General features: G+C 34.7%; 14 protein-coding genes. 10 read left to right on the top strand and 4 right to left on the bottom strand.

What is annotated here, in order from left to right:
* The first annotated feature begins 1 nt into the window (after position 1).
* The 8 genes from QWY92_RS04930 to QWY92_RS04895 all read left to right on the top strand — a co-directional run bounded on the left by QWY92_RS04930 (position 2) and on the right by QWY92_RS04895 (position 14,057).
* Positions 2-964, top strand: coding sequence for a lysylphosphatidylglycerol synthase transmembrane domain-containing protein (locus QWY92_RS04930; RefSeq protein ID WP_290268953.1), 963 nt, complete (start codon positions 2-4; stop codon positions 962-964).
* A gap of 306 nt (positions 965-1,270) precedes the next feature.
* Positions 1,271-2,422 carry an alpha/beta hydrolase gene (locus QWY92_RS04925; RefSeq protein ID WP_290268951.1) on the top strand — a complete coding sequence of 384 codons (1,152 nt, stop codon included), beginning with the start codon at positions 1,271-1,273 and terminating at the stop codon, positions 2,420-2,422.
* A 43-nt stretch (positions 2,423-2,465) separates the two neighbouring features.
* The gene (radA, locus tag QWY92_RS04920; RefSeq protein WP_290268949.1) at positions 2,466-3,824 is read left to right on the top strand and encodes a DNA repair protein RadA; all 1,359 of its coding nucleotides are present in this window, start codon (positions 2,466-2,468) and stop codon (positions 3,822-3,824) included.
* A 193-nt stretch (positions 3,825-4,017) separates the two neighbouring features.
* Positions 4,018-4,836: a T9SS type A sorting domain-containing protein gene (locus QWY92_RS04915; RefSeq protein ID WP_290268947.1), complete on the top strand. Its 819-nt coding sequence runs from the start codon at positions 4,018-4,020 to the stop codon at positions 4,834-4,836.
* Between the two features lie 712 nt (positions 4,837-5,548).
* Positions 5,549-9,382, top strand: coding sequence for a LamG domain-containing protein (locus tag QWY92_RS04910; RefSeq protein ID WP_290268945.1), 3,834 nt, complete (start codon positions 5,549-5,551; stop codon positions 9,380-9,382).
* A gap of 117 nt (positions 9,383-9,499) precedes the next feature.
* Positions 9,500-12,973, top strand: coding sequence for an isoleucine--tRNA ligase (ileS, locus tag QWY92_RS04905; RefSeq protein ID WP_290268943.1), 3,474 nt, complete (start codon positions 9,500-9,502; stop codon positions 12,971-12,973).
* A gap of 4 nt (positions 12,974-12,977) precedes the next feature.
* Positions 12,978-13,355: a TraR/DksA family transcriptional regulator gene (locus QWY92_RS04900; protein ID WP_290268941.1), complete on the top strand. Its 378-nt coding sequence runs from the start codon at positions 12,978-12,980 to the stop codon at positions 13,353-13,355.
* 81 nt (positions 13,356-13,436) lie between these two features.
* A complete protein-coding gene (locus QWY92_RS04895; protein WP_290268939.1) occupies positions 13,437-14,057 on the top strand; it encodes a lipoprotein signal peptidase in 621 nt (206 codons plus the stop codon).
* A gap of 18 nt (positions 14,058-14,075) precedes the next feature.
* Here QWY92_RS04895 and QWY92_RS04890 read toward each other — a convergent pair whose 3' ends face one another.
* The 4 genes from QWY92_RS04890 to QWY92_RS04875 are packed head-to-tail and all read right to left on the bottom strand — an operon-like array spanning position 14,076 to position 16,957.
* Positions 14,076-14,645: a 5-formyltetrahydrofolate cyclo-ligase gene (locus QWY92_RS04890; protein WP_290268936.1), complete on the bottom strand. Its 570-nt coding sequence runs from the start codon at positions 14,643-14,645 to the stop codon at positions 14,076-14,078.
* Between the two features lie 39 nt (positions 14,646-14,684).
* Positions 14,685-15,659: a succinylglutamate desuccinylase/aspartoacylase family protein gene (locus QWY92_RS04885; protein WP_290268934.1), complete on the bottom strand. Its 975-nt coding sequence runs from the start codon at positions 15,657-15,659 to the stop codon at positions 14,685-14,687.
* Complete coding sequence (rimK, locus tag QWY92_RS04880) at positions 15,660-16,535, bottom strand: 30S ribosomal protein S6--L-glutamate ligase (RefSeq protein ID WP_290268932.1); 876 nt, start codon at positions 16,533-16,535, stop codon at positions 15,660-15,662.
* Positions 16,535-16,957, bottom strand: a complete 423-nt coding sequence (locus QWY92_RS04875; protein WP_290268930.1) for an ATP-dependent zinc protease family protein — start codon at positions 16,955-16,957, stop codon at positions 16,535-16,537. Before QWY92_RS04875 ends, rimK begins: the two co-directional genes overlap by 1 nt.
* Positions 16,958-17,303: 346 nt before the next feature.
* Between QWY92_RS04875 and uvrC the strand changes: the two genes are divergently transcribed.
* Both uvrC and QWY92_RS04865 read left to right on the top strand, forming a co-directional pair.
* On the top strand, positions 17,304-19,112 hold the full coding sequence (gene uvrC, locus QWY92_RS04870; protein ID WP_290268928.1) for an excinuclease ABC subunit UvrC: 1,809 nt from the start codon (positions 17,304-17,306) through the stop codon (positions 19,110-19,112).
* Positions 19,113-19,165: 53 nt separating this feature from the next.
* Complete coding sequence (locus QWY92_RS04865) at positions 19,166-21,397, top strand: patatin-like phospholipase family protein (RefSeq protein ID WP_290268926.1); 2,232 nt, start codon at positions 19,166-19,168, stop codon at positions 21,395-21,397.
* Positions 21,398-21,437: the final 40 nt, after the last annotated feature.

Raw genomic sequence — 21,437 nt, 5'->3', positions numbered from 1 at the left:
TTTGAATAAACAAATAAAAAATATCTTAAAAATCACACTCCCATTAGTACTGGGAGTTTTTTTGGTTTGGTACTCACTGGCCAAAGTATCGCTTTCTGAAATTTTGGAATACGCGAAAAATGCTGATTATGTCTGGATATTTTTCGGTGTCTTTTTAGGTTTACTTAGTCATCTATCACGTTCATATCGATGGTTGTTTATGTTAGAGCCTATGGGGTATAAGGTGAAATTTGGTAATAGCGTTATGGCTGTTTTTGCAACCTATTTAATAAATTACACCATTCCTAGAGCAGGAGAAGTGGCTCGAGCCACCATTCTTACAAACTATGAAGGAGTGCCGTTCGAAAAAGGTTTTGGCACCATTGTCGCAGAGCGTATTGCCGATTTAATTGTTATGCTCGGTATTATTGCCATCACTTTGTTTCTGCAATTCGATTTTATTTATGGCTTTTTAGTCGAAAAATTTAATCCTGTAAAAATAGGGATAGGACTGGTTGTATGCGTTATTCTAGGTTTTTTATTCTTAAGAATAATCAAAAAAAGCAATTCAAAAATTGCTTTAAAAATTAGAAATTTTGCAAGCGGTTTAATAGAAGGTGCTTTAAGTATTTTTAAAATGAAGAAAAAGTGGGCATTCATTTTTCATACCCTTTTTATATGGGGTATGTATTTGCTTATGTTTTATGTTACCACATTCTCAATGTCAGAGTTAGAGGGGATTTCCGCAGGTGCCATTTTAATCGGGTTTATTTCAGCAAGCTTTAGTATTGCTGCAACAAATGGCGGTATTGGTTCTTACCCATTAGCTGTTTATGCAGCGTTTTCTATTTTCGGAATTGCCGAAGCGCCAAGTATCGCTTTTGGTTGGATTATGTGGGCATCGCAAACCTTAATGGTTATTCTTTTTGGCGGTTTATCGCTTATTTATTTACCCATTTATAATCGGAAAAAGACTAATAGTTAACGTTGTTTGTCTTTGGGCGTTCCCTAAAAAGGTCGCGCTTTCCGCTACAAGTCCTCGCACTTCCTCCGTCAGGCTGTGGGCTTTTCACTGCAATCCCTAACGCAAGCGCTTGCTAGGTTTGGTATATTGTTAATGTGTTTTTTATTTAATGTATTCGGTTTTAAAACTCCATTTTAAATACATTCAATAGTATTTACTACCCTTAAAAAAAAGGACTAAAAGTATAGTTTTCAAAATATCACTTTTCTTGAATGCTAATGTCATATTTCATACCTTGCCGTAATTAATTCTCAAATCTTTTTTAACATGAAGAAATCCATTCTTATAGTTTTCTTGCTTAGCCTAGCTTTTAACGGTGTAAATGCTCAAGTAAAATACGAAACACTTAAATCAGAAAAATTAGGAGATACCCGCGAATTAAAAATTCAATTACCTCGTGGTTACGATTCTAGCAGTAGTAAAAGCTATCCACTTTTTGTGGTGCTCGATGGTGATTATATGTTTGAAGCCGTTGCCGGAAATGTAGATTATTATTCCTATTGGGAAGATATGCCAGAAGCTATTGTGGTTGGTGTAAATCAAATGAAAACCCGATATGAAGATTGTTTATATTCTGAGCAAAACTCCTTTCCTGTAGAAACAGGAGCTGCTTTTTTCGAATTTATAGGCATGGAACTTATTCCTTATATCGAAAATAAATACCATACAGGAAGTTTTAAAGTGGCTGTGGGGCATGGAGAAACGGCTAATTTTATCAATTATTACTTGTTAAAACCGCAACCTGTATTTCAGGCTTATATTAGTATTAGTCCATCTTTAGCACCAAGCATGATTGATTATATTCCGGAAAGTTTAGGGAAATCGCAATCTAAAATTTTCTACTACTTAGCAAATACAACTAACGATGTGAGTTCTACGGTTAAAATGACAACGACTTTAAATGCCGATCTTTCGGCTATCGATAATGATAATGTGGTTTATAATTTTGATAGTTTTGACGGTCCTTCTCATTATTCAGTACCAACACATGCTATTCCAAATGCTATTGAAAATATTTTTCATGTCTTTCAACCTATTTCAAAAAAGGAATACAAAGAAACTATTTTAGAATTAGAAATTTCACCTGTGTTATATCTTCAAGAAAAATATGAAGCCATAAAGAGTTTATTTGATATTGATAAACAAATTTTGATCAACGATTTTAAAGCCATTTCTGCGGCTATCGAAAAAAATGAAACTTTCGAGTATTACGAAGAACTTGGTAAAATGGGACGAAAAGCTTACCCGGAAACCGTTTTGGGACCATATTATATGGCGCGTTTTTATGAAGAAACTGGCGAACCTAAAAAAGCGATGCGTACTTATCAATCGGCTTATACCTTAAAAGAAATTGGCGGTATTACAAAGGATGAAATGTTAGAAAAAGCAAATTTAATTAAAGAAGATTTTGGGTATTAAACCAAATGAATTTAAATAAAGTATTCAAAATCAAAAACACATCATGGCTAAAGTAAAAACTACTTTTTTCTGTCAAAATTGCGGTACACAATACGCAAAATGGCAAGGGCAATGCAATGCTTGTAAAGAATGGAACACCATTGTAGAAGAGGTTATTCAAAAACCCGAAAAAAGCGATTGGAAAACACCAACATCACCCACGAAGCGTGCTTCTATGCCGTTGCGAATTCAAGATATTGATGTTTCTAAAGAACCCCGATTAGATACTTTTGATGGGGAATTTAACCGTGTGCTTGGTGGTGGTATTGTGCCTGGATCACTTACGCTTTTAGGTGGTGAGCCTGGAATTGGAAAGAGTACCTTATTGCTTCAAATTTCATTAAAATTACCATATAAAACCTTGTATGTTTCTGGTGAAGAAAGTCAGAAGCAAATAAAAATGCGTGCGGAACGTATTAACCCTAATAATAACAATTGTTATATTTTAACCGAAACTAAAACCCAGAATATTTTTAAACAAATTGAAGCTTTAGAGCCCGATATTGTAGTTATAGATTCTATTCAAACTTTGCATAGTGATTATATTGAGTCTTCCTCAGGAAGCATTTCTCAAATCAAAGAATGTACTACGGAACTTATTAAATTTGCTAAAGAAACTGCAACGCCTGTTTTGCTTATTGGGCATATTACCAAAGACGGAAATATCGCTGGGCCAAAAATTTTAGAGCACATGGTGGACACTGTTTTGCAATTTGAAGGCGATAGAAATCATGTTTTTAGAATTTTACGAGCCAATAAAAACCGTTTTGGTTCTACCAACGAATTGGGGATTTATGAAATGCAAGGCTCAGGTTTGCGAGAAGTTTCTAATCCTTCTGAAATTTTAATCTCCAAAAAAGACGAAGAACTTTCAGGGAATGCCATAGCAGCTACGTTGGAAGGGATGCGTCCGTTAATGATAGAGGTACAGGCTTTGGTGAGTACTGCGGTTTACGGAACACCACAGCGAAGTGCTACGGGGTTTAATGCTAAGCGTTTAAATATGCTTTTGGCGGTTTTAGAAAAACGAGCAGGCTTTCGTTTAGGTGCGAAAGATGTATTTTTAAACATTACAGGAGGTATCACGGTTGATGATCCAGCTATTGATTTAGCTGTAGTGGCAGCCATTTTATCGTCTAATGAAGATGTGGCTTTGCAAAAAGATTTTTGTTTTGCTGCAGAGGTGGGATTGTCGGGTGAAATTAGACCTGTGCAACGTGTGGAACAACGTATTTTGGAAGCGGAAAAGTTAGGTTTTGCAAGCATTTTTGTGTCTAAATACAATAAGATTTCTTTGAAAAATACAGCTATAAAAATTCAATTAATTTCCAAGATTGAAGATTTAGTATCGTATCTAGTTTAGTGGCTTGAAAATTATCATCTATACTTTTTTTTGTAAGTTTAGTTTTTCTATTTATTCGGTAAAACACACTTAATCGTTTAAATATGTACTTAATCTGTGTTTTATTTAGGTTTTAGGTTATGTTTGGATTACTATTGTAATAAGTTAAATAGTTCGTCTTGTTTATGTTAGACCAAATTAAACCTAATCAACCATGATAAAAGCATCAACTCTAAACATTATTATTCTGCTGTTCTTTATCTGCGGAAATAGTTTTGGGCAACATAGTAGTCATTTGTTTTTTGAATCGGAAAATAAACAAGTTGCTTCAAAAGGAAGTGTGATGCAAAAAATTAGATTAGAGTTTTATTCTAAATCTGGTAGTTCTTTTGCAAAGGAGCTTTTAATGGGGTTTAGTGATTACACTTCTGATGCCTACGATTATGGGTATGATGCTGAATGTAATGAGACTAGCGCTGATGATTTTTGTTTAGTATTGAATGGTATGGAAATGAGTATACAGGCCTATGCTGGAATTACAGAAGATAAAGTGGTGCCGCTAAATTTTGAGTCTTCAGGAGATCATGAGTTTGAAATTAAAATTTCCGAAACAATGAATTTGGGAGAAGGGCAATCGGTATATTTAAGAGATAACTTAACTCAAACATACTTTGATTTAAGGCAAGATGCGTCATATAGTTTTACTTCCAAAGCAGGTGTTTTTAATAATAGATTCGAAATGGTATTTCAAATAAGTGCTATTTCATTAAGTAGCGATATTGATAAATTTACCGAAGCGTCTATAAGATTTGTAGGTCGCAGCAATACACTTTATGTCAAAACTAAAAATAGCAATAAAACTCAGCTTATTTTATATAATATGAATGGACAAGTTGTTTTTCAACAGGGAAATTTATCATCAAATCAATTGAAAGATGGTGTTGTGTTTAACGGTTTAAAAACAGGTGTTTATGTGGTTGCTTTAAATTCTGAAAATAATACAATGGTTACCAAAAAAATTGCTCTACTTTAAAAACGAGTGTCGTTCGTCGATGTTTCTCATAGCGTACTAAAATCTTTTTTTAGTCTAAATAAGAGAGTTTAAATAATATTAGATTTTATAAAAATATGTGAATTATGGAGTGGGTGAAGTTGGTTTTTTAATTTACTGATAATCAAATGTTTGTCTTGTTTTTTATCTGAGTGGTTTTTATAATAATATTGATCAAAATTAAGAAGCTTTAATCTCTGAAATTGAGGGGTTTGGAGCTGGATTTTAGTTGTTTTTGAATAAAAAAAACAAGGCTTTTGGTTTGTTTTTTATTTGTGGAATCTGATTTTTAGACTATTATTGCACTGTAATTCATACATAATTACATTTTTTTTGATTTTTTAATCGAAATTATCTTCCCTCAAGTATATTTCAATTGTTCGTTTTTTTTGTTGCAACCTATATGGTGGTGGCTCTAGTTTTATATAATTTTTCTCAACTTTTATATTTTTTATGAAATGTAAAAGCACAAACGTTATTAAAAATTGAATTTTAAAATTGTAAATGTGTTTCATGTAAATTGTTTTATAATCTCTTTAAAAAAAAGAGATTATACGTTTTTTGTTAGAAGATTTTAATAGGATTAATTGTTTGAATTATCAGCAATTGTATTTTATTAAAAAGTAGTAAAACACTTTCATTTCAAACTTAGGAACGGTTTGTGATTAAAGGATAGTAAATTAAATTAAGTAGTATGGGGATAACATTATTAGTTAGAAAGGTTCAGTTGCTAACCTTGTTCACTTTTTTATGTGCATTTGCACTAAGCGCACAGTGTGGCTTTGGCTGTGATGTAGATGATGATAATGATGGGATTCTAGATGTTGATGAAATGTATGTGCCTACGGGTTATGTCGACTTAGGAAAAACGTTTAGTGATAACACGTCTAATCCAGGAACTATTAATGGTATATATCCTTTTGGCGGTGTTTCTGCCGATTTAACTTTTGCCTTAGAAGGCGGTGCAGCTTGGAATTCAGGAGTAGGTTCTAAATCAATTGGTAGTATTTCTGGAGATTATTTGAATTTGCAAGTTAAAAACTCCGATTTTCCTGCTGGAGATGTAGCTGTTTATACTTTCGATTTTTCAGATACCGCTTACGATTTAGAATTTAAATTTGGAGGTTTTGATTATCAGGACAGAGCCGATTTAGTGGCTACTATAAATGGTGTAAATGTACCTATTACAATCACTGATATTAATGTAACTACCGGAACATTTTATGATCAAACTATAATTGGAACAAATAGTTCTTCTAGTAATGCACCAAATAATTCTGCATTAATTAATATCCCTGGCGGAATAGATAAATTGGAGATTAGGGTAGCAAAAAATAATGGATCTAATTCTAACGCCACATTGCAAATTTTTGAATTATCATATAATGCGGGTGTTCATTCCGATTCCGATGGTATTCCAAATCACTTAGATTTAGATTCCGATGATGATGGTATTCCTGATAATATTGAAGCTCAAAAAACCAAAGGGTATATTTTACCAAGTTACACTTATGATGCTCAAGGATTAGATAATAACTATCCAGGCGGTTTAATTCCGGAAGATACTGATGGAGATACTGTAGCCGATTTTATGGATACAGATGCTGATGACGACGGTATTCCAGATATTTTGGAAAACGGATTAGCTAATGCTATTTCTAATGTTGATACCGATAATGATGGTCTTGATGATGCTTTTGAAACTAACGGTGTTAATGATACTACTTTAGATGTAAACGAAGATATTGAAGATCCTACCGACTTATCCATATTGCCTGATACTGATGGCGATTTAATTTCTGATGGCGATTTAGATTATCGTGATGATATGACCACGTTTGTATCAAATGCAACCATTGATTTTGATGGTGTGGACGATTATTTAGATACTGAGACTTTTATTACAAACTGGCGTTCAGGAACCTTAATGGCTTGGGTTAAAATTAAAAGTGATGGGGGGGCGAATTTGCCAAATATGTATAGTATCGCAGGCCAAGAAAGTATGCGTTTGTATATTACAAATGGACGTACGCCTGCATTTTTAATTGTGGCACAAAATGATGTTACGGCTTCTAGTAATTATCCAATGAATAACTATCAAGCACAACCTGATCCTTCATTCGGTATATCGTTGGAAGATGATATTTGGTATCATCTTGCGGGTGTTTTTGATGCGGATACTGAAAGTGTGAAAATTTACCTTAATGGAAGATTACTAAATACGGTTACAGATCCTGGGATTAATTCTGAATTAATAACCAAAAATTTCAATGGGACAAAACATGATTACACCAATCGAAATTTCAGGATTGGACATTACCCAACAAATAGGCTTCCAAGTTTTGGTCACTTTCGAGGCAATATCGATGAGGTTCGTGTATTCCAAAAAGCACTAAGTGATGAGCAGATTCAGCAAATGGTTTATCAAGAAATAGGGGATAACGGCGGCAATGTTATTGGTAAAGTGATACCTAAAGATATTCAAGATTTACAAACTAGTGATAAAGTCGCTTGGAGTACATTAGAGGGGTATTACCCAATGACAGACATTGTGAATGTAACAACTGCCGACGCTTCTAGCAATAACAATACGCTTACATTACATAATATTACAACAATACAAGAGCAAACGGCACCAATGCCTTATGTGTCGGTTGCTGATGGCGATTGGTCGAACAAAGCAACTTGGTTACATGGCGATGTTTGGGATATTACAGATGAAGTGAATAATAAAGATTGGTCTATTGTAGATATTCAAAACGATGTTACCACCTCAAAGTCCCACACCACTTTAGGTTTGTTAATTAACGACGGAAATACACTGAAAGTAAATGGTGATAACGAAGTTGCAAATACATGGTATTTTGAACTTAATGGAACGTTAGATCTCATGGACGATTCACAACTTATTCAAACCATGGATAGTGATTTAGTAACCTCTGCAAACGGGAAAACACTGCGTAGGCAAGAAGGAACTGCAAATCCGTATTGGTATAATTATTGGGCGTCTCCAGTTGGAGCTGCTGGTGTTACAACGTTATCTAATAATAATGCATCAACAAATAACCCTAATAATGAAGTGTTCAAAATGGATATGTTGAAATTTGATACTGGATTAAACCCTGCGTTTACTTCCGGATATACTGGTAGTAATAGTATAAGTACGTATTGGTTGTATATTTATATCAACGGATTATCATATTGGGATTGGGCACAAGTAGCTACTAATACAGATATAAAATCAGGTGTTGGGTACACTCAAAAAGGATCTGGTAATGGTGGTTTAGAACAGCAATATATTTTTGAAGGAAAACCAAATAACGGTACCATTTTAATAGATGTAAAAGACAAAGGAGGCGATGGTTCTGTAGCTTCGGTTTCAAAAACAGAATTCCTTTTAGGGAACCCTTATCCATCAGCATTAGATATTCATGCATTTATAGATGATAATGCAGGAGTTATTGATGGGCCGATACAAGTTTGGCAACAATGGAGTGGAAGTTCTCACAATCTTAATGAATATAATGGAGGGTATGCACAGATTACAAAAGTAGGTTCTGTGCGTGCGCGTCAGTTTGTAGGATTAGAAGGAGCAACCACAGGTGGTGGTGTTTCAGGTTCTCAATTACCAACAAGATACTTGCCTGTTGGTCAAGGGTTTATTGTTGAAATTGTTAAAGACGGAAATATAATGTTTAATAACGGACAACGTCTATTTGTTAAGGAAGCTGATGCTAACGGAGGAGATTCTGAAGGTTCTACATTCTTGAAATCTGCCAATGGAAAAGCGGTAAAAAATACCACTGTAGCTAAAAGTACTTCGGAAGAAGACGATAGTATGAAAAAGCTACGCTTAGAGTTTAATTCGGTAACTGGGCCAGCTTCTAAAAGAGAATTATTACTTGGTTTTAGTGAGTATACTACAGATGGTTTCGATTATGGTTACGATGCTAAATGTGAGGAATGTAGTAACAACGATTTAAATTTAGAGTTGGATGGTTTAAGTATGAATATACAAGCTTACGCTGCAATCACAGATGATAAAGCGGTGGCATTAAACTTTAAGTCGTCGGGCGATTATACTTTTGAAATCAAACTCACAGAACAAGTGAGTTTAGATAGCGATCAAGCAGTTTATTTAAGAGATAACCTCACAGGGACGTATTTCGATTTAACGCAAGAATCAGCGTATCGTTTCACTTCTACTCAAGGTATATTTAATAAAAGATTCGAAATTGTATTTCAAGACGAACAACAATCTTTAAGTAATCAAGAAGTTTTGGTAGATGATAATTTTGTGTATTATCAAAATAATACCAAAACATTTTACGCTAAAAAACTGTCATCAGATGTTACTAAGTTGGCTTTGGTTAATATGCGAGGTCAAATAGTTTTCGAGCAGAGTAATGTGTCGGCCAGTGAGTTAGATAGCGGTATTCAGTTTAGTAATTTAGAAACAGGTGCCTATGTAGTTTGGTTAAGAACCGACGCAGAAAATGTGGTAAATAAAAAAATAATCATAAATTAAATATATAAACAATATCAAAATTTAAAAGACTGCTGTGATGCAGTCTTTTTTTTGTTATAAAATTAATGGTTTAAGTATAATTCCTTAAATTCGCGTTCTTATAAGAATTACTGATAGATGAGCGCTAAATTTCCTGAATATAAAGGACTTGACTTGCCAAACGTAGCAGATCAAATCTTAAACTACTGGCAAGAAAATAACATATTTGAAAAAAGTGTAACCACGCGAGAAGGCAATAAGCCTTTTGTGTTTTTTGAAGGACCTCCTTCAGCAAACGGATTGCCAGGTGTACACCATGTTTTAGCACGTGCTATAAAAGATATTTTTCCACGTTACAAAACCATGAAAGGTTACCAAGTTAAGCGTAAAGCTGGTTGGGATACCCACGGTTTACCTATTGAGTTAGGTGTAGAAAAAGAACTTGGCATAACCAAAGAAGATATTGGTAAAACCATTTCTGTTGAAGATTATAATGCGGCATGTCGAAAAGCTGTAATGCGTTATACTGATGTTTGGAACGACCTGACCCAAAAAATGGGCTATTGGGTAGATATGGACGATCCATACGTAACTTACGAACCAAAATACATGGAAACTGTTTGGTGGTTGCTGAAAGAAATTTACAGCAAAAACCTCATGTATAAAGGTTATACCATTCAACCGTATTCGCCAAAAGCAGGAACAGGTCTAAGTTCGCACGAGGTTAATCAACCTGGAGCCTATCAAGATGTAACCGATACAACTATTGTTGCTCAGTTTAAAGCCGTAGAAAGCACATTGCCAGATTTTTTACAAAACGAAGGCGATATCCATTTCACAGCATGGACTACTACACCTTGGACATTACCGTCTAATACGGCGTTAACCGTAGGGCCAAAAATAGATTATGTTTTAGTTGAAACATATAACCAATACACATTCAAACCTATGAATGTTATTTTGGCAAAAGCTTTGGTTAACAAACAATTTGACGGAAAATTTAAAAGAGTTGAAGAAAAATCAGCACTTTTAGAATATAAAGATGGTGATAAAAAAATTCCATATTTCGTAGTAAAAGAATTCATAGGTAAAGATCTAGTTGGTATTAAATACGAACAATTATTGCCATACGCCTTGCCAAACGATAATCCTGAAAATGCTTTTAGAATTATTGCAGGAGATTTTGTAACCACAGAAGATGGAACCGGAATTGTACATACGGCCCCAACTTTTGGAGCTGATGATGCCTTGGTGGCAAAACAAGCTGTGCCTGAAATTCCGCCAATGTTGGTGAAAGATGAAAACGATAACTTAGTACCACTTGTAGATTTACAAGGTCGTTTTAGACCCGAAATTAAAGATGATATTTATGGTTTTTCAGAAGAATATGTGAAATCTGAATATTTAAGTGAAGAAGATCTTATTGTAGAATTGGCAAAACAACAAGAGAAATTAAAACCAGTTATTGCTGATTTAAAAAGCTATTTGAGTGTCGATGAGAGATTAGCTCTTAAATTGAAAAATGAAAACAAGGCCTTTAAGGTTGAAAAATATAAGCACAGTTACCCACATTGCTGGCGTACCGATAAACCAATTCTATATTACCCTTTAGATTCTTGGTTTATTAAAGTAACCGATATTAAAGGGCGCATGCACGAGTTAAATACAGGTATTAACTGGAAGCCAAAATCGACTGGAGAAGGGCGTTTTGGAAATTGGTTAGCAAATGCAAACGACTGGAATTTATCGCGTTCACGTTATTGGGGAATTCCTTTACCAATCTGGAGAACAGAAGATGGTAAAGAGGAAATTTGTATAGGTTCTGTTGAAGAACTTAAAGCAGAAATGCAAAAAGCAGTTGCAGCAGGTGTACTGGCAAAAGATATTTTTGAAGAGTTTGAAGTTGGAAACAATTCCGAAGAAAACTACGCAAAAATAGATTTACATAAAAATATAGTTGACGAAATTACTTTAGTTTCAGCAAACGGACAACCCATGAAACGCGAAAGCGATTTAATTGATGTTTGGTTCGATTCTGGTTCTATGCCTTATGCACAATGGCATTATCCGTTTGAAAATAAAGAGAAAATTGACGAAAACAAATCGTTTCCAGCAGATTTTATTGCAGAAGGTGTCGACCAAACACGTGGATGGTTTTATACCCTTCACGCCATCGCAACCATGGTTTTCGATTCTGTAGCATACAAAAACGTAGTGTCTAACGGATTGGTACTAGACAAAAACGGACAAAAAATGTCTAAGCGTTTAGGTAACGCCGTAGACCCTTTTGAAACTTTAGGAACATATGGTGCCGATGCTACACGTTGGTACATGATTGCTAATGCAAATCCGTGGGATAATTTAAAATTCGATTTAGAAGGTATAGAGGAAGTAAAACGTAAATTCTTCGGAACACTTTACAACACCTATTCATTCTTTCAGTTATATGCTAATTTAGATAATTTCAACTATAGCGAAGCCGATGTGCCATTAAACGAACGTCCTGAAATTGATCGATGGATTCTTTCAGAATTACATACATTAATTCAGAAAGTAGATGCGTTTTATGCCGATTACGAACCTACAAAAGCAGCTCGTGCTATTTCAGATTTCACGCAAGATTACGTAAGTAACTGGTTTGTACGTTTAAGTAGAAGACGTTTCTGGAAAGGCGATTATCAACAAGATAAAATTTCAGCTTACCAAACACTTTATACGTGTATGGAAACTATCGCTAAATTAGGAGCGCCAATTGCACCATTCTTTATGGATAAACTGTATTTAGATTTAAATTCAGTTACCAAAAAAGAATCTTTTGAGAGTGTACATCTATCAACTTTTCCAGTATTTGATGAAAATTTTGTTGATAAGTCTCTAGAGAACAAGATGGAAAGTGCTCAAATTATTTCATCATTAGTACTGTCTTTACGTGCTAAAGAAAAAATTAAAGTAAGACAACCTTTACAAAAAATAATGATTCCTATTGATAGTGAATCGCAGAAAAATGAAATTTTAGCTGTTGCAGACCTTATAAAATCGGAGGTTAATGTGAAAGAGGTTGAAGTTTTAGAAGATGCTTCTGATATTTTAGTAAAACAAATAAAACCAAATTTTAAAGTCCTTGGGCCGCGTTTTGGAAAAGACATGAAAGCTATTGCGCAACTCGTTAATAACTTCAGTGCCAATGATATAAAAAATATTGAGCAAAATGGTATTTTAGACGTCGAAGTTAATGGTAAAAATATTACCTTAGAGCGTGGAGATGTAGAGATTACATCACAAGATATCGAAGGTTGGTTGGTTGCAAACGAAGGCGCTTTAACAGTGGCTTTAGATGTAACAATTACCGAAGATTTACGCAAAGAAGGTGTGGCGAGAGAGTTGATAAATCGCATACAAAACTTACGTAAAGATTCTGGTTTTGAAGTTACAGATCGTATTACCGTAACGTTCCAATCCGACGAGCATATTGTGAAGGCTGTAGAAGCTAATCTCGCGTATATTAAGTCGGAAACATTAACGAACGAATTAAAAATTGTTGATAAACTAGAAGATGGTATAGAAATTGCTTTCGATGAAGTAAATACTAAATTATTTATAGAAAAAAACTAAAATTATGGCAGAAAATACGGTAAGATACTCGGATGCTGATTTAGCAGAATTTAAAGTGCTAATAGGCGAAAAAATAAAGAAAGCACAACACGATTTAGCACTTATTCAAAGTGCGTATATGAACGACCATAATAATGGAACGGAAGATACATCGCCTCAATTTAAGGCTTTTGATGAAGGAAGTGCTGTAATGAGCAAGGAGTCTAACTCGCAATTGGCTATTCGTCAAGAAAAGTTTATTCGTGATTTAAAAAATGCTTTAATCCGTATTGAAAATAAAACTTTCGGTATTTGCCGAGTTACAGGAAAACTGATAAATAAAAAACGTTTAGAGCTGGTGCCGCACGCTACATTAAGTATCGAGGCTAAAAACATGCAATAAACCCGTTTAAAATTTATATTAAAAACGTCTCGACTATATAAGCGAGACGTTTTTATTTAAACCAAAACTAGCATTATATTAATGTCGTTAAAAAAATCTATCGCACTTATTGTTTCTATTTTACTTATCGACCAGGTGAGTAAAATTTATATTAAAACCACTTTTACTCTTCATGAAAATGTGGAGGTTTTTAGTTGGTTTAAAATATATTTTATTGAAAATGATGGTATGGCTTGGGGTACAAAAATTAGTGATTTTGTGTCTTTTATAGATGATAGAACGGCCAAAATAGCCTTAACGCTATTTCGAGTTGTCGCTATTTTCGGAATTGGTTATTGGTTGGTAGATGCTACAAAAAAAGGCAGTTCTAAAATTTTAATTGCAGCCATTGCTTTAATTTTTGCTGGTGCATTAGGAAACATTATCGATTCGGTATTTTACGGGGTGCTGTTTGAGGATAGTATGAGCCAAGTGGCTACATTTTTACCAGAAGCAGGCGGATACGATAGCTTATTGCATGGTAAAGTAGTCGATATGCTTTACTTTCCTTTATTCGAAATAGATTTACCACAGTGGCTTCCAATGTATGGTGGAAAACGTTTCAATTTCTTCGAACCCGTTTTTAATGTTGCTGATATGGCTATTAGCACCGGTTTCTTAATGCTTATTGTATTTAATAAAAAGGCATTTGCTAAAAGTTAATTATCAAGTTATAGAGTTTTAATCTCTAAATTTATAAATCTGCTCAGGTGTTACGCAAAAATCCAGTTTTACATCTGTATCAAAAACATCGGTAATTTCGTTTTCAGCTTCAAAAAAAGATAAACCTATTTTAATGGTTTCAGGTTTGCATTTCGCTAAAAAGCGATCGTAAAAACCTTTGCCATAGCCCACGCGGTTTCCTGTTTTATCAAAAGCTAAAAGCGGAATAAAAACAACATCAACTTTATTGTCGGCAATTTCAATACCATCAACAGGTTCCGGAATATTGTATTTGTTTTTCTTAATAGGTGTATTATCGGTGAGTAAAAAATGCGTCATACCTCCTGTTTTAAAATCACTTTTAGAAATTAAAACGTTCTTATCCTTTCCCGATAAAATATTCAAAATATAATCGGTGTTAATCTCCTTTTGTTCTGTAATAGCAAGAAAAACATGATAAAACGAATATTCCCAAACCGGCAATTTTAAAAGCTGATTGGCAATCGCTAAACTATAATCGTCCATTTCGTGGGCCGATAAGTTGCTTCTAAGGGTTTTATATGTTTTTCGTAAATCGTTTTTCGTCATGTTGAGGTTGTCCGAAGTGGTTATAAAAGGTTCGCAAATTTAATGTTGCAAACGTGCCGAAATATGAAATAAAGCATCGCCTTGATATACAATCGGCGATTCGTTTACATTAATAATATATCCTGAATTTGGGGCTTTCACCAAGTGGGTGAACTTTCCATACGGATCGGTAATGTTTCCTAGTACATCACGCTTATTCACGTAAGATCCTATAGGGACTTCAGCCTTAAACATACCCGAAAGTTTGGCGCGCTGCCATTTGCTATCTTCAATAAAAATAGTAGGTTTTTTCGGGTTCGAAGTTTTAAAATGTGTGGCTAACATGCCTAAATGTTTTAAAACGCGTTTACTACCATTCACACCAGAATTGGTAACCGCCTCATCAATATGATTCGATTTACCACCTTCAAAAAGTAATAAAGGTTTGTCCAATTTATAGCACGTGGTTCTAAACGATTTCGATAAGTTTTTAGAATACAACACAAACGGTGCATTAAAAGCTTTTGCTAAGTCGTTAAGTTTTATGTCGTCCTTTACGTAACGTAATTGAGGTGCATTAAACCGGCCAGATCCGCCGGTATGAAAATCTAAAATAATATCCACAAACGGAATAATCTCATTCACCAATTTAAAGGCTACACGAGCTGCCAAAGATCCCGAAGGGCTCCCTGGGAATACACGGTTTAAATCGCGGCCATCAGGAAATTCACGTTTTAAGTTTATAAACCCAAAAACATTAATTACCGGAATACAAATTACCGTGCCTGCTTTCGGTTTGTTAATTCCTTTTGCAATAAGTTGACGTACAATTTCAACACCATTAACCTCGTCGCCATGGATACCGGCTGTAAAAAGTACAGTTGGTCCAGGTTTTTTTGCGCGTTCAATAATAACGGGCACATTTACAGGGGTTGATGTGTGCAAATTAGCCACATCAAAATTAACCTCTCGGCTTTCTCCGGGTTTAATATCTTCACCTAAAATCGTTAAAATGTTGTTGCGTAATTCTGGCATTTATTTTGTGTTTTTCTCAATAAATACAATAATATTTTTAGCAATATTTCTGCCAGTAGCACCTTCTATACCTTCTAAACCAGGTGTAGAATTCACTTCTAAAAGTAGAGGTCCACGAGCCGATTGTAACATATCAACCCCACAAACAGGAAGCTCTAATGCTTTCGCAGCATTCATGGCAACCGTTAATTCTTCGTGATTAAGTTTTACAATTTCAGCCGATCCACCACGGTGTAAATTCGAGCGGAACTCACCTTCTTTACCTTGGCGTTTCATGGCTCCAACCACTTGGCCATCCACAACTAAAGCACGTAAATCTGCACCTTTAGCCTCAGCAATATATTCCTGAACCAAAGCGCGAGCTTGCAAACCATTAAAAGCTTCTAAAACAGATTCTGCAGCATTTTTAGACTCTGCCAAAACCACTCCTAGACCTTGTGTGCCTTCTAAAAGTTTAATAATGACAGGTGTTCCGCCAACATGTTTAATCACACGTTCCACATCACGAGAATAATTAGTAAATACTGTTTTAGGCATCCCAATTCCTGCTTTTGATAAACGTTGAAAACTACGTAATTTATCGCGCGAACGGATAATCGCATCAGAAGTTACCGTTGTAAAAACGCCCATCATTTCAAATTGACGTACCACAGCACATCCAAAAAACGTAACCGACGTCCCAATTCTAGGGATAATCGCATCTACATAATCTAAATATCGATCCTTATAAAAAATGGTTGGCTTCTGTTTTTCAATAATAAGGTCACATTTCAAGGGGTCAATCACCTCAATTTTGTGGCCTCTTTTTTCGCCTTCTTCAACCAAACGATCAGTAGAATACAATTGCGCATTTCTTGATAAAATTACTATGTTCATTATTTTTTCAATTTAAAAGAAACGTTTTCTAAATCCACATCAACCATGAATTTTTGCTTCAAAAACTGCCTGCCAATCAAGACTGGAAATTTCATATCGCTTCTCGTGCTTAAAGTTAAGTTAATCCTATACGTTTTACCAAAAAATACCACGTCCGATTTCACTTTATATCTATTTTCCTTATTTCCGTTACTGCTTTTTACGTTCGTGCGCCAAAATTGGTCGAAAACAATCTCTGTTTTGCCAAAATTCTCGTGAGAATGGCTATTAAAAATACAACGTAACGTATCATTTTCTTCGATAATATCCGAACAATGGATGGCCGAAGTATAGGCGCCCGTATCCATTTTCACATCAATATTAAACAAACCTAATTTCGGGAAATCCACAACATCGTGGCGTCCCAGAATCTTTTTACTCATTTTTTTCAATTCATTAATTTGGGCGTTACCACAAGGGTCGGGCTTTCAGCAGTCGCTTTTTTGTGTTGCATAGGTGCAACAACACAAAAAGAGCTTCAACAAAGCCTCAATCCCTAACGCGGGTTTATCCGCTAACACCAGGTTTTAATTCAAAACACACCGTTTTTTCTAATAAAAAAAACGTTTTTTAAAAGTGGCGAATGTATGCAATTAGTCTATTCAAAAAACATTTTTAAAAAATAAATTCAACAGGCAAACAAAGCACACTCAAAGCGATAAGGTAAAACTTAAAATTCGACTATTAAAAGCAAGGCAAAAAAATAATAAAATAATTACCTTTGAAACAATGGAAACCCCCAATTTAGAAATACAGCTAAAAACCCTGCCAAACCAACCTGGCGTGTATCAATATTTCGATAAAGACGACACCATAATTTACGTTGGTAAAGCCAAAAATCTAAAAAAACGGGTCAGTTCTTATTTTACCAAAACCCACGACAATGGTAAAACACGGGTGTTAGTAAAAAAAATAGTTAACATAAAACACATTGTTGTAGATACTGAAACCGATGCGCTTCTACTCGAAAACAACCTTATAAAAAAATACAAACCACGGTATAATGTTTTACTAAAAGACGATAAATCGTACCCGTGGATTTGCATAAAAAACGAACGTTTCCCTAGAGTGTTTTCCACACGCCGTGTGTTTAAAGATGGCAGCGATTATTTTGGGCCATACACCAGTGGGAAAACCGTGTACACGCTACTTGATTTAATAAAAGGACTTTACAGTTTGCGCACCTGCAACTATAATTTATCGCAAGAAAAAGTAAATTCTGGCAAGTATAAAGTGTGCCTTGAATACCATTTAGGTAATTGTAAAGGCGCTTGTGAAAACCGTGAAACAGAAGCACATTACAACGAAAATATAAAAGCTATAAAAGAAATTTTAAAAGGGAACTTTAAAGATTCTTTACAGCAATTTAAAGTGCAAATGCGGGAGCTGGCCGATAATATGCAGTTTGAAGAAGCGCATAAAATGAAAGAGAAAATTGAAGTTCTGGAAAATTATCAATCACGTTCTACTATTGTAAACCCTAAAATTAGTAATGTCGATGTGTTTTCTATCATGAGCGATGAAGGTTATGGTTATATCAATTTTTTACAACTGTCTTATGGTTCTATTATTCGTTCGCATACCTTAGAAATTAAAAAGAAATTGGATGAATCTGACCAGGAATTACTCGAATTGGCTATTACTGAAATTCGTCAGCGTTTCAACTCTAATTCGAAAGAAATATATGTGCCATTCAAAGTTAATATAGGAGAGAATTTAAAAGTTACCGTTCCTCAATTAGGTGATAAAAAACATATTTTAGACTTATCACTTCGTAATGCGAAATACTTCCGAATGGAGCGTTTCAAACAAATAAAAATAGTGGATCCAGATAGGCATGCCAACCGAATTATGGCACAAATGAAAGTTGATTTACGCCTTTCCGAAGAACCTCGACAAATAGAATGTTTTGATAACTCGAATATACAAGGTACCAACCCTGTTGCTGCTTGTGTGGTTTTTAAAGATGGCAAGCCGAGTAAAAAAGATTATCGCCATTTCAATATAAAAACTGTTGTAGGTCCCGATGATTTTGCGTCTATGGAAGAAGTGGTGTACAGGCGTTACAAGCGTTTGCTGGAAGAAGATGAACCATTGCCACAACTTATTATTATTGATGGTGGAAAAGGGCAACTTTCTTCCGCATTAAAAAGTTTAGATGCGTTAGGTTTGCGTAACACCATTGCTATTATTGGTATTGCAAAACGTTTGGAAGAATTATTTTATCCCGACGATCCTATTCCGTTATATTTAGATAAAAAGAGTGAGACTCTAAAAATTATTCAGCAATTACGAAACGAAGCACACCGTTTTGGTATCGAGCATCACCGAAATAAAAGAAGTAAATCGGCGTTAAATACCGAATTGGAAAACATTCCTGGAGTTGGTGATAAAACTATTGTGGAATTGTTAAAACATTTTAAATCGGCTAAACGTATCGCAAATGCCAAATTAGATGAGTTGGAAGATGTTGTTGGGGTGTCGCGAGCTGAAAAAGTTTATAATTTCTATCACGAAAAAAATAAAATAAAGCCGTAAGTTTATTCAGATATTCCGAATGCCTTTTTATATAAAGAAAACCTTAGAAATCTGTGATTAAAAAAATCATCATATTAACTTTTGTATTAGCGGTTTCCTTTTCCGCGAAAGCGCAAACCGAAACTGAAAACCCTAGGCCTAAAGTTGGTTTGGTGCTCAGTGGTGGTGGTGCAAAAGGTTTGGCTCATATTGGTGTTTTAAAAGTGATAGATAGTTTGGGAATTCAAATTGATTATGTTGCTGGAACATCTATGGGAGCTATTATTGGCGGACTTTACGCGGCTGGATATTCAGGGAAAGAACTTGATTCTATTTTTCAGGAAATTGATTTCAATAAATTAATAAGCGACGATTTACCTAGGATTTCAAAAGCATTTTACGAACGTGATAATGCAGAACGTTATGCTGTAAAATTACCAATCAAAAATTTTAAAGTACGTTTGCCTTCGGCACTTTCACGCGGACAAAATACCTATAATTTATTTTCAAAGTTAATATTACCGGTTAATAATATTAACGATTTTAGTAAGTTGCAGGTGCCGTTTTTCTGCGTTGCTACAAATATTGAAACCGGTAAGCAGGTGGTTTTAGAGTCAGGCGATTTAACACAAGCAATTATGGCTAGTGGTGCGTTGCCATCCTTATATCAGCCTGTTGTTATTGATGGCGATATGTTGATTGATGGTGGTGTGGTTAATAATTATCCTATTACAGAGTTACTTGCCAAAGGCATGGATAAAATTATTGGTGTTGATGTGCAGGACGATTTACAAAAGCGTAAAGGCTTGGTTTCGGCTACTGATGTATTATTCCAGATTAATAATTTTCGAACCATAAGCGATATGCAGTTAAAATCGAAAGAAACCGATGTGTATATTAAGCCAGATATAACCGATTATAATGTAGTTTCTTTTGAGGAAGGAAACGAAATTATTGAAAGTGGAAAGCATGCAGCTATCGCAAATATTGAAACTTTAAAAAGTTTGCCTAAACGCGAAAATAATCAACATTTTGCTCTAGTATCACCAGATAGTTTGACTATTAGTGGTTTTTCAGTAAAAGGTATCGACCGTTATACGCGGGCTTATGTTTTAGGGAAGTTGAAGTTGAAACCGAATGAAAAAATAAGTTACAACCGTTTTGTGTCTGGTGTTAATAATTTAGTGGCCACTAATAATTTCAATTCTTTTCGGTATAATTTAAAAAAATCGAGTAGCAGTGATTCGTATCATTTAGAAACGCAATTAGCCGAAACTAAGAATACAACCTTCTTAAGGTTGGGGATTCATTTCGACGATTTATATAAAAGTGCAGCTCTTATAAATATCACAAAAAAGCAGCTTTTGTTTAAGAATGATGTCGCTTCTTTCGATTTTATTTTAGGCGATAATGTGCGGTATAACTTCGAGTATTTAATAGATAAAGGTTTTTATTATAGTGTTGGTTTTCGTTCTAGATATAATACATTTAATAAAAATATTAGTGCAGAATTGTTGCTGGAAGACAGTGAAATAGATGCCACAGGATTAAATAAAATTGGAACAGAATTAGAAGATTTTACCAATCAGTTTTACTTGCAAACTTTATTTAGAAAAGATTTTGCGTTGAGTCTTGGTTTGGAGCATAAACGATTAGAATTGAGTTCGGAAACGTTTTTAAGTAGTCGGAGTGACGATGAGTTTATTTTTGAACAAACAGATTACCTAAGTGTGTTTAGCGGTTTAAAATTGGATACTTATGATAATAAATATTTCCCTAAAAAAGGTATGTATTTTAATGGCGATTTACATTGGTATTTATTGGCTTCAGATTTTAACCAAGATTTTGATGGCTTCTCGATAGCCAAGGCCGATTTGGGTTACGCCTTTAGTGTTTCCGATAGAATGGCTTTAAATTTCCGAAGTAGTGGTGGTTTTAAAATGGGTGATAGATCTACTAAATCACTAGATTTTGCACTCGGTGGTTTTGGCAACGATTTAATAAATAATTTTATTCCTTTTATTGGCTACGATTTCATTTCCCTTTCGGGGAATAGTTTCGTGAAAACTTATGCCAGTGCCGATTACGAGGTGTTTAAAAAACATCATATTCTGCTAGAGGCAAACTGGGCAAACGTAGACGACGATATATTTGAAACTGGCGAATGGTTTTCATTACCCGATTATCGCGGTTACGGTTTAGGTTACGGTGTAGAAACACTAGTTGGTCCTTTACAGGTAAAATACAGCTACTCTCCCGAATCTAAAAAGAGCATTTGGTTTTTTAACTTAGGCTTTTGGTTTTAAGATAAATTAATTAAGTCTTCTTTTCTTATGCTGCCAGAGT

This window comes from Algibacter miyuki (assembly GCF_030409805.1).
Taxonomy (GTDB): domain Bacteria; phylum Bacteroidota; class Bacteroidia; order Flavobacteriales; family Flavobacteriaceae; genus Algibacter; species Algibacter miyuki.
Note: the sequence above shows the minus strand (reverse complement) of the source record. Positions and strands in the feature narration are given on the sequence as shown.

Excerpts from the sequence above, each read along its gene's own strand:
- QWY92_RS04925 (WP_290268951.1), top strand. The coding sequence starts at position 1,271 with ATGAAGAAATCCATTCTTATAGTTTTCTTGCTTAGCCTAGCTTTTAAC.
- radA (WP_290268949.1), top strand. The coding sequence starts at position 2,466 with ATGGCTAAAGTAAAAACTACTTTTTTCTGTCAAAATTGCGGTACACAA.
- QWY92_RS04915 (WP_290268947.1), top strand. The coding sequence starts at position 4,018 with ATGATAAAAGCATCAACTCTAAACATTATTATTCTGCTGTTCTTTATC.
- QWY92_RS04910 (WP_290268945.1), top strand. The coding sequence starts at position 5,549 with ATGGGGATAACATTATTAGTTAGAAAGGTTCAGTTGCTAACCTTGTTC.
- ileS (WP_290268943.1), top strand. The coding sequence starts at position 9,500 with ATGAGCGCTAAATTTCCTGAATATAAAGGACTTGACTTGCCAAACGTA.
- QWY92_RS04900 (WP_290268941.1), top strand. The coding sequence starts at position 12,978 with ATGGCAGAAAATACGGTAAGATACTCGGATGCTGATTTAGCAGAATTT.
- QWY92_RS04895 (WP_290268939.1), top strand. The coding sequence starts at position 13,437 with ATGTCGTTAAAAAAATCTATCGCACTTATTGTTTCTATTTTACTTATC.
- QWY92_RS04890 (WP_290268936.1), bottom strand. The coding sequence starts at position 14,645 with ATGACGAAAAACGATTTACGAAAAACATATAAAACCCTTAGAAGCAAC.
- QWY92_RS04885 (WP_290268934.1), bottom strand. The coding sequence starts at position 15,659 with ATGCCAGAATTACGCAACAACATTTTAACGATTTTAGGTGAAGATATT.
- rimK (WP_290268932.1), bottom strand. The coding sequence starts at position 16,535 with ATGAACATAGTAATTTTATCAAGAAATGCGCAATTGTATTCTACTGAT.
- QWY92_RS04875 (WP_290268930.1), bottom strand. The coding sequence starts at position 16,957 with ATGAGTAAAAAGATTCTGGGACGCCACGATGTTGTGGATTTCCCGAAA.
- uvrC (WP_290268928.1), top strand. The coding sequence starts at position 17,304 with ATGGAAACCCCCAATTTAGAAATACAGCTAAAAACCCTGCCAAACCAA.